Origin of the sequence: Rathayibacter sp. VKM Ac-2804, assembly GCF_009866655.1 — a bacterium.
Classification (GTDB): Bacteria; Actinomycetota; Actinomycetes; order Actinomycetales; family Microbacteriaceae; genus Rathayibacter.
In genome coordinates this window covers 1,186,313-1,202,408 of record NZ_CP047420.1, presented here as the reverse complement: position 1 = coordinate 1,202,408, position 16,096 = coordinate 1,186,313, and the positions used below count along the sequence as shown (strand labels likewise).

The following is a 16,096-nucleotide window of genomic DNA, read 5'->3' as shown; positions in this document are numbered from 1 at the left end:
CCTCAGACTCCGGGCGGCGTCTCGGGAGCCTTGGCGAAGACGCCGGAGCGGAAGAAGGCGAAGGCCTTGGCGACCTTCTCGGGGCTGCCGGCGACGACGAGCGTGTCGCCGGGGAACACCCGGAAGTCGGGGGCGGGAGCGGGGTTGGCCGCGTCGCCGCGGACGACGGCGACGACCGTCAGGCCGACGATCCCGCGGTCGGCGGGCTTGCCGAGCTGCTGGCCCGCGATGTGGTCGTCGTAATCGACGGTGAACCAGTCGATCGAGAGGCCGGGGATCTGGTCGAGCGCGGTCAGCGACTCGGTGATCTGGGTGCCGCCGAGGAGCTCGGCGAGGGTGTGCGCCTCGTCGTCGCTGAGCCGGAGCGAGACCTTCGCACCGTCCTGGTCGCCCTCGGCGAAGGTGATGAGGTCGCTGTGACCCGAGCGGTGCGCGATGACGCCGACTTTGCCGCCGTCGGCGGTGAGGAAGGTGTGCAGGACACCGACACCGGGCAGCTTGACCCTGCGGACCTCGACCATGCGTGCTCCATCCGCGCCTCGCAGCGCTCCGACCTCGGGATTCCTCCCAGTTTAGGCGGCCACCGCCCACCCCCGTCCCCCGTTCGCCCACGGAGGACCAGGTCACCGGTCGCCGGCGCCGAGCCGTCCCCTCCGCTGATCGAGTAGCCCGCGAAGCGGGCGTATCGAGATCCACGTCCACCAGAAGTCAGGTCTGCCGACCCCGCCTGCGGACGACGACGGGTCTCGATACGCCCCTCCGGGGCTCCTCGACCAGCAAGGACGAGCGAGGGCGGACGCGTCAGACGACTCCCGTCGGGGCTCGCCGCCGCCGCGGTCCGCGGTCCGGGTCGACTCGCGCGGACCGCAGCCCTCGAGGGGACGCGTTCCGGGCTCCCCGCGGCGATCGGAGCCCGATGCGGGTCCGTTCGGGGACGCCTCGGCCGGCCGCCCGGCTAGCTGGGCTGGTAGGGGGCGACGACGACCTCGACGCGCTGGAACTCCTTGAGGTCGGAGTAGCCGGTGGTCGCCATCGAGCGGCGGAGCGCGCCGATCAGGTTGGCGGTGCCGTTCGCGTCGGTCGCGGGGCCGTAGAGGACCTGCTCGAGCGTGCCGACGGTGCCGACCTGGACGCGGCGGCCGCGCGGGAGCTGCTGGTGATGCGCCTCGGCGCCCCAGTGCCAGCCGCCGCCGGGAGCGTCGGTCGCGCGGGCGAGGGCGGAGCCGAGCATCACGGCGTCCGCGCCGACCGCGACGGCCTTCACGATGTCGCCGGAGGTGCCGAGGCCGCCGTCCGCGATCACGTGCACGTAGCGTCCGCCGGACTCGTCGAGGTAGTCGCGGCGAGCGCCGGCGACGTCCGCGACCGCGGTCGCCATCGGCGCCTGGATGCCCAGCGTCGCGCGGGTGGTCGAGGCCGCGCCGCCGCCGAAGCCGACGAGGACACCAGCGGCGCCGGTGCGCATCAGGTGCAGAGCGGCCGTGTAGGTCGACGCCCCGCCGACGATGACCGGCACGTCCAGCTCGTAGATGAACTTCTTGAGGTTGAGGGGCTCGGTGTCCCGCGAGACGTGCTCGGCGGACACGGTCGTGCCCCGGATGACGAAGACGTCGACCCCCGCGTCGACGACCGTCTGGTACAGCTCGGCGGTGCGCTGCGGCGACAGCGCGCCCGCGACCGTCACTCCCGCCGCGCGGATCTCGGCCAGACGCGCCGTCACCAGCTCCGGCTTCACCGGCTCCGAGTAGATCTCCTGCATGCGCTGCGTCGCCCGCTCCGTCGGCAGCTCGCGGATCTCCGCCAGCAGCGGCTCCGGGTCCTCGTAGCGCGTCCACAGCCCCTCGAGGTCGAGGACGCCCAGCGCCCCCAGCCGGCCCAGCGTGATCGCCGTCGCCGGCGACACCACCGAGTCCATCGGCGCCGCGAGGATCGGAGTGCCGAACTGGTAGGCGTCGATCGCCCACTTCACCGACACCACCTCCGGATCGCGGGTCCGGCGGCTGGGGACCACCGCGATGTCGTCGAAGGCGTACGCGCGGCGAGCGCGCTTGGCGCGCCCGATCTCGATCTCCATGAGGGCGATGTTACCGGTGGCTCGCTCCTCGCTCCGCTCGTCGCTCACCCGCAGTCGGGCGGCGCTTCCCGCGCCGTGCGCCTCGCTGCGCTCGTTGCACGGCCGCAGTCGGCTCAGGCAGGTGGTCGCGTCCCGCAGAGCGTCCCGCGTCCGCGCACGCCGATCCGCTGACACGCGGATCGCCGGATAGCGCTCCCACCTTGCTGCCGAGCGTCCCTGGCGGGGCAGTCGCGGCGGGCGCAGCGCGCTCGCGCTGCCGACAGCGGCCGCAGTCGCGGCGGCGCTTCAGCGCCGCTCGCGCTGCGTCCCTCGGTCTTCCACAGGTCCGCGCGGCCCGAGTGGGAGGCGGCGGGTCGTGAGGGCGGCCCCTCCGGTGTGGTGGGCGTATGGGCCGAAGGCCCATCGGGCAGAGGGGCCGCCCTCACGACCCGACGCCGACCCCCTTCAGAACCCCAGCAGCATCAGCGCCGGTAGTTCGGCGCCTCCACCACCATCTGCACATCATGCGGGTGCGACTCCTTCAGCCCCGCCGCCGTGATCCGCACGAACTTCCCCCGCTGCTTCAGCTCCGCGATCGTCCGCGCGCCGACGTAGAACATCGACTGCCGCAGCCCGCCCGCCAGCTGGTACGCCACGTTCGCGAGCGGCCCGCGATACGGCACCTGGCCCTCGATCCCCTCGGCGATGAGCTTGTCGTCGGTGGGGACGTCGGACTGGAAGTAGCGGTCCTTCGAGTAGGAGGTGCGCTCGCCTCGGGTCTGCAGCGCGCCGAGCGAGCCCATGCCGCGGTAGGTCTTGAACTGCTTCCCGTTCTGGAAGACGAGGTCGCCGGGGCTCTCCTCGCAGCCGGCCAGGAGCGAGCCGAGCATGACGGTGTCGGCACCGGCGACGAGGGCCTTGGCGATGTCGCCGGAGTACTGCAGCCCGCCGTCGGCGATCACCGGGACGCCCGACTCGCGGGCGGCGAGCGACGCCTCGTAGACCGCGGTCACCTGGGGGACGCCGACGCCGGCGACGACGCGGGTGGTGCAGATGGAGCCGGGGCCGACTCCGACCTTGATGGCGTCGGCGCCCGCGTCGACGAGCGCCTGGGCGCCGGAGCGGGTGGCGACGTTGCCGCCGATGACGTCGACGCCGGCGAACGCGGGGTCGGACTTCAGGCGGCGGATGATCTCGAGCACGCCGGCGGAGTCGCCGTTGGCGGTGTCGACGACGAGCACGTCCACACCCGCGTCGAGGAGCGCGGTGGCGCGCTGCCAGGCGTCGCCGAAGAAGCCGATGGCGGCGCCGACGCGCAGGCGCCCCTCCTCGTCCTTGGTCGCGTTCGGGTACTGCTCGGACTTGTCGAAGTCCTTGACCGTGATGAGCCCGGCGAGCTTGCCCTGCGCGTCGACGAGGGGCAGCTTCTCGATCTTGTGCTGCGCGAAGAGGGCGATGACCTCGCTGTCGGGAATGCCGACGCGGCCGGTGATGAGGCCGGTGCTGGTCATCACGTCGCGGACGAGGGTGGAAGCCTTCTCGAACGGCGAGACGAAGCGCATGTCGCGGTTGGTGATGATGCCGACGAGGACGCCGCTCCCGTCGACGACGGGGAGGCCGCTGATCCGGTACTGCCCGCAGAGCTCGTCGACCTGCGCGACGGTCGCGTCCGGCGTCGTGGTGACGGGGTTCGACACCATGCCGGACTCGCTGCGCTTCACGCGGTCGACCTGATCGGCCTGGTCGGCGATGGAGAGGTTGCGGTGCAGCACGCCGAGCCCGCCCTGGCGGGCCATGGCGATCGCCATCCGCGACTCGGTGACGGTGTCCATCGCCGCGGAGAGCAGCGGCGTCGCGACCGTGATGCGCTTGGTGAGCCGGGAGGCCGTGTCGGCCTCGCTCGGGATGACGTCCGTGTGCCCGGGGAGGAGCATGACGTCGTCGTAGGTGAGTCCGAGGAATCCGAAGGGATCCGGCTGGTCCATCAATGCCCCTTATGAGGTCGAGCGGGTGGCCCGGAGGTGGTGGTCGCGCATCCGGTCACGGGTGTCCCGGATGCTCAATCTTAAGCGCGTGGACGCCCCCGGTATTCCTGCCCGGCCGCCCCTCCGATGTGCTCCGGACGCGCTCGCTACCCGTGTGGGGGACGCTGGAGCGCTCTCCGCCCCGCATAATGTCGTCACGCAGTAGTGCAGGTGGGAAACACTGCCGACACATGCGGAACGTATGGTCAACCAACGTTGTTTGACGACGGCGATCCGGGCGCGCCCGAGGACCCCATCCGTCTGTGCACCCTGACGAGAGGTAGACGTCTTGCTCACAGCCAGCCGTTCGACGCGCCACAAGCGCGCGACGACCCTGCATCCGACGGACCGGGAGGCCCCCCGTGCCTAGGAGGCTCCCCACACTGCGCACGCTCCGCGACGGCATCGTCGCGCTCGGCCTGCTCGCCGCGACCCTGACCGGCGTCGCCGCGGCAGCCCCCGCCGCGACGGCCGAGACCACGGCCGACCAGTCGATCATCGCCTGGGTCCGCGTGCAGGGCACGAACGAGAACCTCGTGGGCGTGACCGTCGAGCTCGGCGGCGACGCCACCGCGACCCTGACCACGGGCGACGACGGCCGCGCCGTCTTCCCGCTCGAGGAGGCCGGCACGTTCAGCGTGACGGTCGACGAGGCGACGCTCCCCGCCGACAAGGGCTACCCCGCTGCGGGTCAGAACCCGAAGCAGGTGACGATCGTCTCCTCGCAGAACCAGATCGTGAACTTCATCGTCTCGACGGCGAACCCGATCGGCACGGGCGCGAGCGCTCCGGTGCCCAGCGACTCCGCCGCCCCGACGAGCCCCGCCACCGAGGGCACCACGGGCAACGACGCGACGAATCCGGACGGGACGTCGAGCGCGGCGAACCAGCCGGTCTCGGCGGACACCTTCTGGATCATCTTCTGGCCCAAGGTCGTCACCGGCCTGATCTTCGGACTCCTGATCGCCCTCGCGGCGATCGGCGCCTCCCTGATCTACGGCGTCACCGGGCTGAACAACTTCGCCCACGGCGAGCTGGTCACCTTCGGCGCGCTGATGGCGTACCTCTTCTCCGGCGTCTTCGGGCTGCCGGCGCTGCTCGCCATCCCGATCGCGGTGATCCTCGGCGGGGTGTTCGGCTTCGCGCAGGACGGCCTGCTCTGGAAGCCGCTGCGCAAGAAGAACATCCAGCTGATCCCGCTGATGATCGTGACCATCGGCCTGTCCCTCGCGCTGCGCTACACCTTCGTCTTCTTCTTCGGCGCGGACCGGCTCTCGCTGCCCAACAGCACGGCGCCGTTCTTCACGGTGCCGGCGCTCGGCATCAGCCTGAAGTTCACCGACCTCGTCGGCGCGGCCGTCGGCATCGTCTGCATCGTCGGCGTGGCCCTGCTGCTCACGAAGACCAAGATCGGCAAGGCGATGCGCGCGGTGTCCGACAACCGGGCCCTCGCCTCCGCCTCCGGCATCAACGTCGAGCGCGTCATCCGCGTGGTCTGGGTGCTCTCCGGAGCCCTCGCCGCGCTGGCCGGCGTCTACATCGGCTACTACCAGTCGCTGCGCTGGGACACCGGAGCATCGATCCTGCTGCTGATCTTCGCGGCGATCACGCTCGGCGGCCTCGGCTCCGCCTACGGAGCCCTGGTCGGCTCGCTCATCATCGGCCTGATGATGAACATCTCGACGATCTGGATCCCGGAGAACCTCAAGTACGTGGCTCCGCTCGTCCTCATGATCATCATCCTGCTGGTCAGACCGCAGGGCATCCTCGGTCGCAAGGAACGGATCGGCTGACACCATGAACCTCAACTTCATCTGGCTGGCGATCGGGCAGATCGTCGATCCCACCGTCGCCGCCTACGCGCTCGCGACGATCGGCCTGGTCATCCACTTCGGATTCACCGGCCTCCTCAACTTCGGCCAGGCCGGCTTCATGGCGGTGGGCGGCTACGCCTTCGCCATCACCTCGGTCAAGTTCGAATGGCCCGTCTGGGGCTCCCTGCTCGCGACGATCGTCGCGGCGACCCTCTTCGCCCTCATCCTCGGCATCCCGACGCTGAGACTGCGGGCGGACTACCTCTCGATCGTCACCATCGCGGCGGCGGAGATCGTCCGGCTCTCGGTCAAGACGCCCGAGTTCTCGGCGGTCACCGGCGGCTCGGAGGGCATCAACGGCGCGGCGAAGGCGTTCAACGACCTCAACCCGCTTCCCGAGGGGCGCTTCGGCCTCGGCATCCTCACCTACAACCAGGACCAGTGGTGGGTCCGCATCGTCGGCTGGAGCCTGGTGCTCCTGGCCTGCCTGCTGGTCTTCCTGCTGATGCGCAGCCCCTGGGGCCGCGTCATCAAGGGCATCCGCGAGGACGAGGACGCCGTGCGCTCGCTCGGCAAGAACGTCTTCTCCTACAAGATCCAGGCCCTGATCCTCGGCGGTGTGCTGGGCGGCCTGGCCGGAGCGCTGTTCATCCTGCCGCGCTCGCTGCAGCCCGACAACTACGGCACCCAGCTGACGTTCTTCCTCTACACGATCATGCTGCTGGGCGGTGCCGCGACGGTCTTCGGACCGGTCGTCGGCTCGATCATCTTCTGGGTCGTCCTCGGTCTGACCGACGGACTGCTCACGCTCGGGATCGACACCGGGGTCCTCAACAACGACCTCATCAAGCTCACCACCGTGCAGACCGGACCGATCCGGTTCATCGTGGTGGGTGTGGCCCTCATGCTCCTGGTGATCTTCAGACCCCAGGGCATCTTCGGCAAGAAGAAGGATCTGCACTTTGCCTAAAACGCCGGTCTCGGACATCACCGAGCAGGAAATCGTCCCCGGGGTCACGAAGAAGGACCCCATCCTCGTCGCCGACGGCGTCAGCCGCCGCTTCGGCGGCCTCACCGCGGTCGACGTCGCCCACGTCGAGATCCCGCGCGGCTCGATCACAGCCCTGATCGGCCCGAACGGCGCCGGCAAGACCACGTTCTTCAACCTGCTGACGGGCTTCGACAAGCCCAACACCGGGCGCTGGAACTTCAAGGGCAAGAACCTCGCCAACGTCCCGGCGTACAAGGTGTCGCGGATGGGCATGGTGCGCACCTTCCAGCTCACCAAGGCCCTCGGCGGCATGACGGTGCTCGAGAACATGCTCCTCGGCGCCAAGGGCCAGAAGGGCGAGAACATCCTCACGTCGCTCATCCGGCCGCTGTGGTCGAAGGAGGAGGAGTCGATCGAGACCCGGGCCATCCGGCTGCTCGAGAAGTTCAAGCTCGACACCAAGAAGGACGACTACGCGTCGAGCCTCTCCGGCGGACAGAAGAAGCTGCTCGAGATGGCGCGCGCGCTGATGTCGGAGCCCGAGCTGGTCATGCTCGACGAGCCGATGGCGGGCGTGAACCCCGCACTGACGCAGTCGCTGCTCGGGCACATCGTCAATCTGAAGGACGAGGGCATGACCGTGCTCTTCGTCGAGCACGACATGCACATGGTCAACACGATCGCCGACTGGGTGATCGTGATGGCCGAGGGCAAGGTCGTCGCAGAGGGTCCGCCCTCGACCGTGATGAACGACCCCGCGGTCATCGACGCCTACCTCGGCGCCCACCACGACACCGACCTCGGCACGATCGAGGGCCAGCTCGAGGTCGCGGAGGAGATGGACTCGGACCTGGTCCGCGAGGACGTCGAGAAGCGGGCCGAGGCGGCCGGTGTCGCGGTGACCCCGCACCACGACGCCGCGGCCACCGCTGCGCCCTCCCCCGCCGTCGCGCACGCCGCGAGCACCGCCCCCGCGACGGGCGCCCCCGCGACGGCCGCCCCCGCGGACGGCGCCCCGACGAGCATCGCGCCGACGACCGACGCTCCCGCCGTCGACTTCGGAAAGGACGAGAAGTGACCCAGAACACGCTCGAGACGCACGACCTCCACGCGGGGTACGTGCCGGGAGTCAACATCCTGAACGGGTCGAACGTCTACGTGAAGAAGGGCGAGCTCGTCGGCATCATCGGCCCCAACGGCGCCGGCAAGTCCACGCTGCTCAAGGCGATGTTCGGGCTGGTGAACATCCGCCAGGGCACGGTCCTGCTCAACGGCGAGGACATCACCGGCTTCAAGGCCGACAAGCTGGTCTCGAAGGGCGTCGGCTTCGTGCCGCAGAACAACAACGTCTTCCCGTCGCTCACCATCGAGGAGAACCTCGAGATGGGCATGTACCAGAAGCCGAAGCGGTTCAAGGAGCGCCTCGAGTTCGTCACGGAGCTCTTCCCCGAGCTGACCAAGCGCCTCAAGCAGCGCTCGGGCTCCCTCTCGGGCGGCGAGCGCCAGATGGTCGCGATGTCGCGGGCGCTGATGATGGACCCGTCGATGCTGCTGCTCGACGAGCCGAGCGCCGGGCTCTCGCCGATGCGCCAGGACGAGACGTTCGTCAACGTCCAGCGGATCAACCGCGCCGGCGTCTCGATCATGATCGTCGAGCAGAACGCCCGTCGCGCCCTGCAGATCTGCGACCGCGGCTACGTGCTCGACCAGGGCCGCGACGCCTACGAGGGCCCCGGCCGCGAGCTGATGAACGACCCGAAGGTGATCGAGCTCTACCTCGGCACGCTCGCGACGACCAACGAGGTCACCACGAGCACGCCCACCGTCGGCGGCTGATCCCGCCGCACCCTCCGGGGCCCGTCGTCCGCCGCTCCGGCGGCGGCGGGCCCCGTCGTCGTCGAGGAGGAGGACCGGATGCGCCGCACCGCCGCCGTGCTCGCCGTCGTGGTCGCGACGGGGCTCCTCACGGGCTGCGGGTCCGGCCCCGTCTCCGAGCTGCCGGAGGGCGTCTCCGTGGGCGTGCAGCAGAACCGCGACGACTACGGCCCTCGACGGCTCGAGGTCCTGGTGACGAACGGCTCGACCGAGCCGCTCGACGTCTGGGAGGCGCGGCTCGACTCCCCCGCCTTCACCGAGGCGGCCGGCACTGACGGCCCGACCACCGTGCGTCCGGGGACGACGACCGCGCTCCGGCTGCAGCTCGCCCCGCCCGACTGCACCGGCACCGGTGCGGAGGCCCAGGTGCGAGTGGCCTTCACGCAGGGCGAGGTCTCGGGGACGGCGCTGATCGCGCCGAACGATCCGCTCGGCAGCCTGCCGCGCATCCACGCCGAGGACTGCCTCGCGCAGCGGGTGGCGGAGGTCGTCTCGATCGTGCCCGGAGACGCCGTCGCGGTCGCTCAGGAGAGCGGGACGCCCGTCGCGTACCTCGGACTGACCCTGACGCCGACGGGGGCGGACGGCGGCGTCTCCATCGCATCGATCGGGCGCACGATCCTGCTCCGCCCGGCCTCCGGCGAGGACGCCTGGCCCGTCGGCGTGCGCGTCGACTCCGGCACTGCGGCGACCCGCGTCGACCTCGCGATCGTGCCGAGCAACTGCAGCACGCACACCGTCTCGGAGGACAAGCGCGGGACGTTCCTCCCGGTCGCCGTCACCCTCGACGACGGCACGTCGGGCGTCGTCGCGATCGGGGTCTCCGACGCCGTGAGAGGAGCGCTCTACCGCTTCATCGCCCGGGACTCCTGCCACTGGGAGTGACCTGGGGGACCTCCGGGACACCGAGTCTCTCTCTCCGCCCACGTCCCCCTTCCGAGGGCCGGTCAGGAGGGCGTCGTGCCGTAATTTTGGGGACAAGAAACGTCGGCGCCCGCGGCTCCGCCCGAGTCCTCCCCACCTGATCAGGGGGCGGATCCCGGCCTCCTCGGCACCGACTCCTGCCCTCTTCCGCGGCCCCCTCCGGCGCCGCGGTCCCCGTCTTCGAAGGAGCCGACCCATGAAGAGCTACACCCCCGCCCCCGTCGCCCTCGGCGCGACCTTCGGCACCGGCGCGATCGGCGACTACGAGCGCTGGTCCGTCGTCGGCGTCTACGCGCAGGTCGTGATCGCCGAGACCACCGGCGGCAAGCGCCGCAACTACAGCCGCTCGTTCGTGACCTACCGCCTGGCCCAGGAGGCCGAGCTGCTGCGCGCCTCCTGAGCCGCACCGAGCTCTGAGCGAGCGCGCGTCCCCTCGGGGGCGCGCGCTCGCTGCAGTGTGCGGCCCCGGGAGGGACGGAGCGGGGACCCACGATCGTCCGGTGGTGGATCTCGATACGCCCTCTCCGAGGGCCACTCGATCAGCATGGGGCGGCCCGCCTCCTCTCCGGCATGGGGCGGCCTGCCTCCCCTCCGGCATCAGGCGGCTCGCCCTCCTCGAGCACTCGCTCCACCGCGACGGGAAGCCGGCGCTTCATGCTGGTCGAGTAGCCGCGCAGCGGCGTATCGAGACCCCGGGCACGACGAAGGGGCCCGGTCGGATGACCGGGCCCCTTCGCGCGTCACGGCCGGAGCCGCGAGCGGGGTGCTAGTTCAGCGAGCCGTCGACGGTCTCCTCGAACGAGGTGACGTTGCCGGTGCCGTACTTGTAGATCGACACCGACGCCTCGGTCGGGTCGCCGTTCTCGTCCCACGAGATCGGGCCGGAGAGGCCGTCGTAGTCGATGTCCTCACCGTCGGCGAGCATCGTGGCGCAGTCGGCGAACGTGGTGCACTTCGTGCCCTCGGTCGAGACGTCCTGCAGGTTGTCGCGGATGGTCGCACCGTCCGTCGCACCGCCCGCGAGAGCGGCGAGAGCGGCGAGCACCGTGGCGTCGTACGACTCGGGGGCGTAGCTGAACACCGTCAGCGCGTCGTTCCCCTGCTCCTCGACGAGGGCCTGGAGGTTCGACTGGAACTCGTCCGACGCCTGCACACCGGGGTTGGTGAACTGCGCACCGGCGATGTCGACGTTGGTGTCCGCGTCGGTGATGACGCCGTAGTTGCCGTCCGTGCCGTACAGGTTCGCGAAGTCGAAGCCCTTGGCGGCCAGCTGCTCCGCGATCGTGGTGATCTCGTCGAAGGAGATCACGACGAGCGCGTCCGGGTTCGGGGCGAGCAGCGAGGTCAGCGCCGAGTTGAAGTCGGTCGAGGCCGGCTCGAAGATCTCCTCGGCCGCGACGGTCGCGCCGCCCGCCTCGAGGGTCTCCTTGATGTTCGACTCGAGGCCGGTGCCGTACGCGTCGTTCAGGTACAGGATCGAGACGTTGGTCTTGCCGTCGCCGAGGATCTTGTTGCCGAGGATGCGGCCCTGGAGCACGTCCGAGGGAGCGGTGCGCCAGTAGTAGCCGTCGTCGTCGTAGGTGGTGAAGTCCGGCGAGGTGTTGGCCGGCGAGATCTGGACGACGCCCGCCTGGGTCACCTGGTCGATGAACGTCTTCGAGACGCCCGAGGAGGCCGCGCCGATGATGACGCTCGCGCCGTCGGCGATGAGCGAGGTCGCGGACTGGGTCGCGATGTCGGTCGTGGTGTCGCCCGAGTCCTTCTGCTCGACGTCGATGGTGAGGCCGGCAGCGGCGTCGTTGATGTCCTTGACGGCGAGGTCGACGCCCGCGATCTCGGGCGGGCCGAGGACGGCCAGGGTGCCCGTCTGCGGGAGGATCGTGCCGATCTTGAGGGACAGGTCGCCGGACTCGCCGCCGTCGGTGCCCGCGTCTCCGCCGCCGCCGCTGGCGCAACCGGCGAGGACGAGAGCGCTGGCGCCCAGGAAGGCGACGCCGCCGAGGGTCGCCCGGAGGGATCGCGTACGGGCCGTCCCGGCCTTCGCGTGAACGCGCATGTTTCTCCTTGAGAGGTTCTGTCGTGGGAGCGGCGCCGGAGGCAACCGCTCGGCCAACCTAACCTTCGGAGAAGCCGTGAACAATACGGGGGTGTTTCAGATGCGTTTCGCGACCTGATCGTTACTTTTCGTCGTGGGAGCGCTCTGCGGCGACGCGATCCGCAGGTCGGGCCGTCGCGCGGCGCCTCCGGCGCTCGGCCGAGACGAGGTCGACTGAGAAGATCGCCAGGGCCGCCCAGACCAGCGCGAACCCGACCCAGCGCTCCGGCGGCATCTCCTCGTGCAGGACGAACGCGCCGACGACGAACTGCAGCACCGGCGTCAGGTACTGGATGAAGCCGACGATCGAGAGCGGGAGTCGCCGTGCCGCCCCGGCGAAGAGCAGCAGCGGGACGGCGGTGACGATGCCGGCCGAGGCGAGGATGAGCGCGTGCCCCGTCCCCTCGGTGCCGAGCGTCAGCCCGACCATCGAGCCGACCACCAGCAGCTGCACGATCGCGAGCGGCGTGAGCCAGAGCGTCTCGAGCGTGAGGCCGCTCACCGCGTCCATCCGTCCGCCGACGCGGCTCTTCACCAGGCCGTAGAGGCCGAAGGAGAACGCGAGCGCCAGCGAGACCCAGGGGAAGGAGCCGTAGCCGACGGCGATGACGAGGACGGCGACGGCGCTGATCCCCATCGCGACCCACTGCGCCGGGCGGAGCCGCTCGCGGAGCACGATCACGCCGAGCAGCACCGTCACGAGCGGGTTCATGAAGTAGCCCAGCGCCGCCTCGATCACGTGGCCGGTGGTCGTCGCGATGACGTAGACCTGCCAGTTGATGTAGATCAGCACGCCGGCGATCGCCATCACGCCCAGCAGCCTCGGCTCGCGGAAGAGGACCGTGAAGCCGTGCCAGCTGCGGGTCACCGTCAGCAGGAGCAGGCAGAAGACCAGCGAGAAGAGCACCCGCAGCGCGACGATCTCGAACGGCGAGGCGGGCGCCATCGCGATGAAGTAGAGCGGCATCGCGCCCCACAGCAGGTAGGCGGAGAAGCCGAACCACAGGCCGGTCGACGACAGCGCTCCACCGGAGCCCTTCACCGGGAGCGCCTCGACGCCCTCGCCGGCCGCGGCGTCGCTCGTCGTCGGCGAGGCGGGGTCGGCGGGGAGGCGGGAGGCGGGCACCCGTCCGATGCTACGCAGGACGCGGACCCGCCGACCGCCCGGAACGGTCACCCGACGTCAGGATCAGGCCACCGGTTGCGAAGAGGACCGCGGGCGCACGACGAAGGGCCCGGCGACTCCCGTCGCCGGGCCCACTGCGCTGGACGACGAAGGGCCCGGCGACTGTCGTCGCCGGGCCCTTCGGGGATCCGTCTCTAGCGGACGACGACCGCGAGGACGTCGCGAGCGGAGAGGACCAGGAGGTCGTCTCCACCGAACTTGACCTCGGTTCCGCCGTACTTGGAGTAGATGACCTTGTCACCGACGGCCACGTCGAGCGGGACGCGGTTGCCGTTGTCGTCGATGCGGCCGGGGCCGACGGCGACGACTTCGCCCTCCTGGGGCTTCTCCTTGGCGGTGTCGGGGATGACGAGACCGGAAGCAGTGACCTGCTCGGCCTCGACCTGCTTGATGACGATGCGATCTTCGAGCGGCTTGATGGACACCGACACGGTTGACCTCTTTCTTGACGACGACGGGGGCGGAGCGCCGCCGTTGGCAGACACGCTCCGAGAGTGCTAGCTCCACTGTAGAGGCTCCGCTGGCACTCGTGCAATCAGAGTGCCAGGCAGGCGCGCCGCGACGGTCGGAGACGGTGGCCTAGCATGGCCGGATGCAACGCGCCGAGCTGGTCGAGCTCCTCTCCCCCGAGGGCCTCCGGCTCCTCGACTCGCTCGACGGCTACCGCGCGGACGACCTGGTGCGCGCCGTCGCGACGCTCCGCTCCGCGGGCCACTCCCCCGGCCTGGTCTCGGCCGTGCTGACCCAGGCGCGGCTGCGCGCGAAGGCCACCGGGAAGTTCGGCGAGTTCGCGCGGTCGATGCTCTTCACCGACGCCGGACTCGAGCAGGCCACCCGGCTCCGGGTCGCGGCGCTGCACGCCGGCCGGTTCTCCTCCGCCGGCCTCACCCGCATCGCCGACCTCGGCAGCGGCATCGGCGGCGACGCCCTGGCGATGGCGGCCATCGACCTCGAGGTCACCGCCGTCGACTCGGACGAGATCACCGCCACCCTGGCCAGCTTCAATCTCGCCCCGTTCCCCTCCGCGCAGGCCGTGCACGGCGACGCCGAGGCGTTCGACCTGGACGGCTTCGACGCCGTCTACCTCGATCCGGCCCGCCGCACCGCCGGCCACCGGGAGACCCGGCGCCTCGACGATCCCGACGACTACTCGCCCTCGCTCGACTTCGCCTTCGGGCTGGCGGAGGCGCGGCCCGTCGGCGTGAAGCTCGGGCCGGGCTTCGACCGCGAGCGGATCCCCGCGGACGCGGAGGCGCAGTGGGTGTCGGTCGACGGCGAGCTGGTCGAGACGGGGCTCTGGTTCGGTCCGCTGGCCCGGCCGGGCGTGCGCCGCTCCGCGCTCCTGCTCGGGGCGACCGGCGCCGTCGAGCTCACCGCGCCGGCCGACAGCGAGGACGAGGAGGTGGGCGACCTCGGCGCCTTCGTCCACGAGCCGGACGGGTCGGCCATCCGCGCGCGCCTGCTCGGCGAGCTGGCCCGCACCAGCGGCTCGCGCATGCTCTCGCCGGGCATCGCCTACCTCACGGGTGACGAGCCGGCCGTCTCGCCGTTCCTCCGCAGCTTCCGCGTGCTCGCGGAGCTGCCCCTGGACGAGCGCACCCTCGCGCGCGAGCTGCGCGCCCGCGGCATCGGAGTCCTGGAGATCAAGAAGCGCGGGGTCGACGTCGATCCCGCACGCTTCCGCAGGAGGCTCGGCCTCGCGGGGCGGGGCAGCGCCGTCCTGATCCTCACGAGGATCCAGGGGCGCCACCGCGCCCTGCTGGCCGAGCGCGTGTCCTGAGACCGACCGCTGCCGCCTAGAGCCCGCCGGGGGAGCTCGCCGCGTCCAGCGCGAGCACGAGGAGCACGATCGTGACGGCCAGGTAGATCAGCGAGATCACGACGCCGGCGATGCCGGTGATGATCGCGGTCAGCCCGAGACCGCGGGCACCCGGCTCGCGACGGCGACCGAGGAAGCCGAGCACGATCGCGGGCGCCGAGAGGATGAAGCCGAAGCCCCAGCCGAAGATCGAGATCACCAGGCCCACGATGCCGAGGATCATGCCGGTGAGGCTCAGCGTCTTGGGCACCGTCGTGGGGGCCGGGACGTAGGCGTACTGCGGCGGCGCGGCGGTCGGGGCCGGCGGGAGCGGCGTCCCGTAGGCGGGCGGCGGGGTGTCGCGAACGCCCTGGCCGGGGGCCGCCGGGGCTCCGGCGGAGTACGCGGGCGGGGTCGGGGGCGCCGGGGGCACGGGAGGAGCAGGGGGGACGGGAGGGCGACCCGGTCGGTCGTCGGAACCGGGCTGGCTGCTGTCGCTCATGCCTCGAAGTCTAGGACGAGGTCGCCGCCCGGCTCAGGCCGGGAGGTAGCCGTCCGTCCGGAGCCCGCCGACGAAGGCCGAGTAGGCCAGAGCGCCGACGAGCAGCAGCACGAGCGCGAGGTAGCCGAGGAGGAAGCCGGCGATCGCGAGTCCGCGGCCGCGCTGCCCCGAGCGGCGCGCCTGGGCGAAGCCGACGTGACCGAGGACGATCGCGGCGGGGGCGAGACCGAGGATGCCGCAGATCAGGGCGGCGACGGCCAGGCCGTTCAGCGGCGGGCGCGGTGCGGGGGCACCGGGGCGGCCGTCGCCGTCGGCAGACCCGTCGGGCGCGACGGCGGAGCCGGATTCCCCGGTTCCCGCCGCCTCCGGCCGCTCCGTCGGGGGCGCGTACTCCGGCGACGGCGGGACGGAGGGCGGCGCGTACCGCGGCGGCGGTGCCGCCGACCCCGCTGCCGGATCGCCGGTGGTGTCGTCGTTCACGTCGCCCTCCTCGAGCACGTCACGTCCCGCCCGGTGGGGCGCGGGACGCTGTCGATCAGTAGTCCGTCGTCGTGCTCGCCAGTCCCGCGATCGAGAACAGGGCGACGACGGAGATGATGGTGACGATGATGGCGACGAAGCCGATCACGACAGCGGCGATGGCGAGGCCGCGACCGCGCTCGCCGGTCCGCTTGATCTGCGACAGGGCGATGAAGCCGAGGACGATGCCGACGATCGAGACGAAGAACGAGGCGATGAAGCCGATGATCGCCAGGATGTTGTAGCGGTCGGACGCGGGCGTGTACGGAGTGGTCATGGCGGATCCCCCTTGATCAGGAACGAGTGAGTGGGCTC

At 71.0% G+C, this 16,096-nt stretch carries 16 protein-coding genes; 7 read left to right on the top strand and 9 right to left on the bottom strand.

Features of this window, described 5'->3' with window-relative positions; translation table 11 throughout:
* Nucleotides 1-2: 2 nt before the first annotated feature.
* The 3 genes from GTU73_RS05645 to guaB all read right to left on the bottom strand — a co-directional run bounded on the left by GTU73_RS05645 (nt 3) and on the right by guaB (nt 4,038).
* A complete protein-coding gene (locus GTU73_RS05645; RefSeq protein ID WP_085475074.1) occupies nt 3-521 on the bottom strand; it encodes a TrkA C-terminal domain-containing protein in 519 nt (172 codons plus the stop codon).
* 434 nt (nt 522-955) lie between these two features.
* Entirely contained in the window at nt 956-2,074 is a 1,119-nt protein-coding gene (locus GTU73_RS05640) for a GuaB3 family IMP dehydrogenase-related protein (protein ID WP_160087680.1), read from the bottom strand.
* Nucleotides 2,075-2,535: 461 nt separating this feature from the next.
* On the bottom strand, nt 2,536-4,038 hold the full coding sequence (gene guaB / locus GTU73_RS05635) for an IMP dehydrogenase (protein ID WP_160087678.1): 1,503 nt from the start codon (nt 4,036-4,038) through the stop codon (nt 2,536-2,538).
* Nucleotides 4,039-4,439: 401 nt separating this feature from the next.
* On the opposite strand from guaB, the gene GTU73_RS05630 reads away from it, so the two are divergent.
* From GTU73_RS05630 to GTU73_RS05605, 6 genes are all read left to right on the top strand, one after another.
* A complete protein-coding gene (locus GTU73_RS05630; RefSeq protein ID WP_244231781.1) occupies nt 4,440-5,870 on the top strand; it encodes a branched-chain amino acid ABC transporter permease in 1,431 nt (476 codons plus the stop codon).
* A gap of 4 nt (nt 5,871-5,874) precedes the next feature.
* Nucleotides 5,875-6,861, top strand: a complete 987-nt coding sequence (locus GTU73_RS05625; RefSeq protein WP_160087676.1) for a branched-chain amino acid ABC transporter permease — start codon at nt 5,875-5,877, stop codon at nt 6,859-6,861.
* Entirely contained in the window at nt 6,854-7,960 is a 1,107-nt protein-coding gene (locus GTU73_RS05620; RefSeq protein ID WP_160087674.1) for an ABC transporter ATP-binding protein, read from the top strand. Before GTU73_RS05625 ends, GTU73_RS05620 begins: the two co-directional genes overlap by 8 nt.
* Nucleotides 7,957-8,718 carry an ABC transporter ATP-binding protein gene (locus GTU73_RS05615; RefSeq protein WP_160087671.1) on the top strand — a complete coding sequence of 254 codons (762 nt, stop codon included), beginning with the start codon at nt 7,957-7,959 and terminating at the stop codon, nt 8,716-8,718. Before GTU73_RS05620 ends, GTU73_RS05615 begins: the two co-directional genes overlap by 4 nt.
* A 78-nt stretch (nt 8,719-8,796) precedes the next feature.
* A complete protein-coding gene (locus tag GTU73_RS05610; RefSeq protein WP_160087669.1) occupies nt 8,797-9,642 on the top strand; it encodes a hypothetical protein in 846 nt (281 codons plus the stop codon).
* A gap of 235 nt (nt 9,643-9,877) precedes the next feature.
* Entirely contained in the window at nt 9,878-10,081 is a 204-nt protein-coding gene (locus tag GTU73_RS05605; protein WP_123445088.1) for a hypothetical protein, read from the top strand.
* A 366-nt stretch (nt 10,082-10,447) separates the two neighbouring features.
* Here GTU73_RS05605 and GTU73_RS05600 read toward each other — a convergent pair whose 3' ends face one another.
* The 3 genes from GTU73_RS05600 to groES all read right to left on the bottom strand — a co-directional run bounded on the left by GTU73_RS05600 (nt 10,448) and on the right by groES (nt 13,393).
* Nucleotides 10,448-11,737, bottom strand: a complete 1,290-nt coding sequence (locus GTU73_RS05600) for an ABC transporter substrate-binding protein (RefSeq protein WP_160087667.1) — start codon at nt 11,735-11,737, stop codon at nt 10,448-10,450.
* Nucleotides 11,738-11,858: 121 nt separating this feature from the next.
* Complete coding sequence (gene rarD / locus GTU73_RS05595; protein WP_244231898.1) at nt 11,859-12,818, bottom strand: EamA family transporter RarD; 960 nt, start codon at nt 12,816-12,818, stop codon at nt 11,859-11,861.
* Nucleotides 12,819-13,096: 278 nt separating this feature from the next.
* Nucleotides 13,097-13,393 (bottom strand): co-chaperone GroES, encoded by a 297-nt coding sequence (gene groES / locus GTU73_RS05590; RefSeq protein ID WP_068251574.1) that lies wholly within the window; start codon nt 13,391-13,393, stop codon nt 13,097-13,099.
* 161 nt (nt 13,394-13,554) lie between these two features.
* Here groES and GTU73_RS05585 point away from each other — a divergent pair, with 161 nt between their 5' ends.
* On the top strand, nt 13,555-14,742 hold the full coding sequence (locus tag GTU73_RS05585; protein WP_160087665.1) for a class I SAM-dependent methyltransferase: 1,188 nt from the start codon (nt 13,555-13,557) through the stop codon (nt 14,740-14,742).
* A 16-nt stretch (nt 14,743-14,758) separates the two neighbouring features.
* On the opposite strand, the gene GTU73_RS05580 is transcribed toward GTU73_RS05585, so the two are convergent.
* The 3 genes from GTU73_RS05580 to GTU73_RS05570 all read right to left on the bottom strand — a co-directional run bounded on the left by GTU73_RS05580 (nt 14,759) and on the right by GTU73_RS05570 (nt 16,058).
* Nucleotides 14,759-15,193 carry a DUF4190 domain-containing protein gene (locus tag GTU73_RS05580; protein ID WP_160087663.1) on the bottom strand — a complete coding sequence of 145 codons (435 nt, stop codon included), beginning with the start codon at nt 15,191-15,193 and terminating at the stop codon, nt 14,759-14,761.
* A gap of 102 nt (nt 15,194-15,295) precedes the next feature.
* Nucleotides 15,296-15,742 (bottom strand): DUF4190 domain-containing protein, encoded by a 447-nt coding sequence (locus tag GTU73_RS05575; protein WP_160087661.1) that lies wholly within the window; start codon nt 15,740-15,742, stop codon nt 15,296-15,298.
* Between the two features lie 55 nt (nt 15,743-15,797).
* Nucleotides 15,798-16,058: a DUF4190 domain-containing protein gene (locus GTU73_RS05570; protein WP_160087659.1), complete on the bottom strand. Its 261-nt coding sequence runs from the start codon at nt 16,056-16,058 to the stop codon at nt 15,798-15,800.
* Nucleotides 16,059-16,096 lie beyond the last annotated feature (38 nt).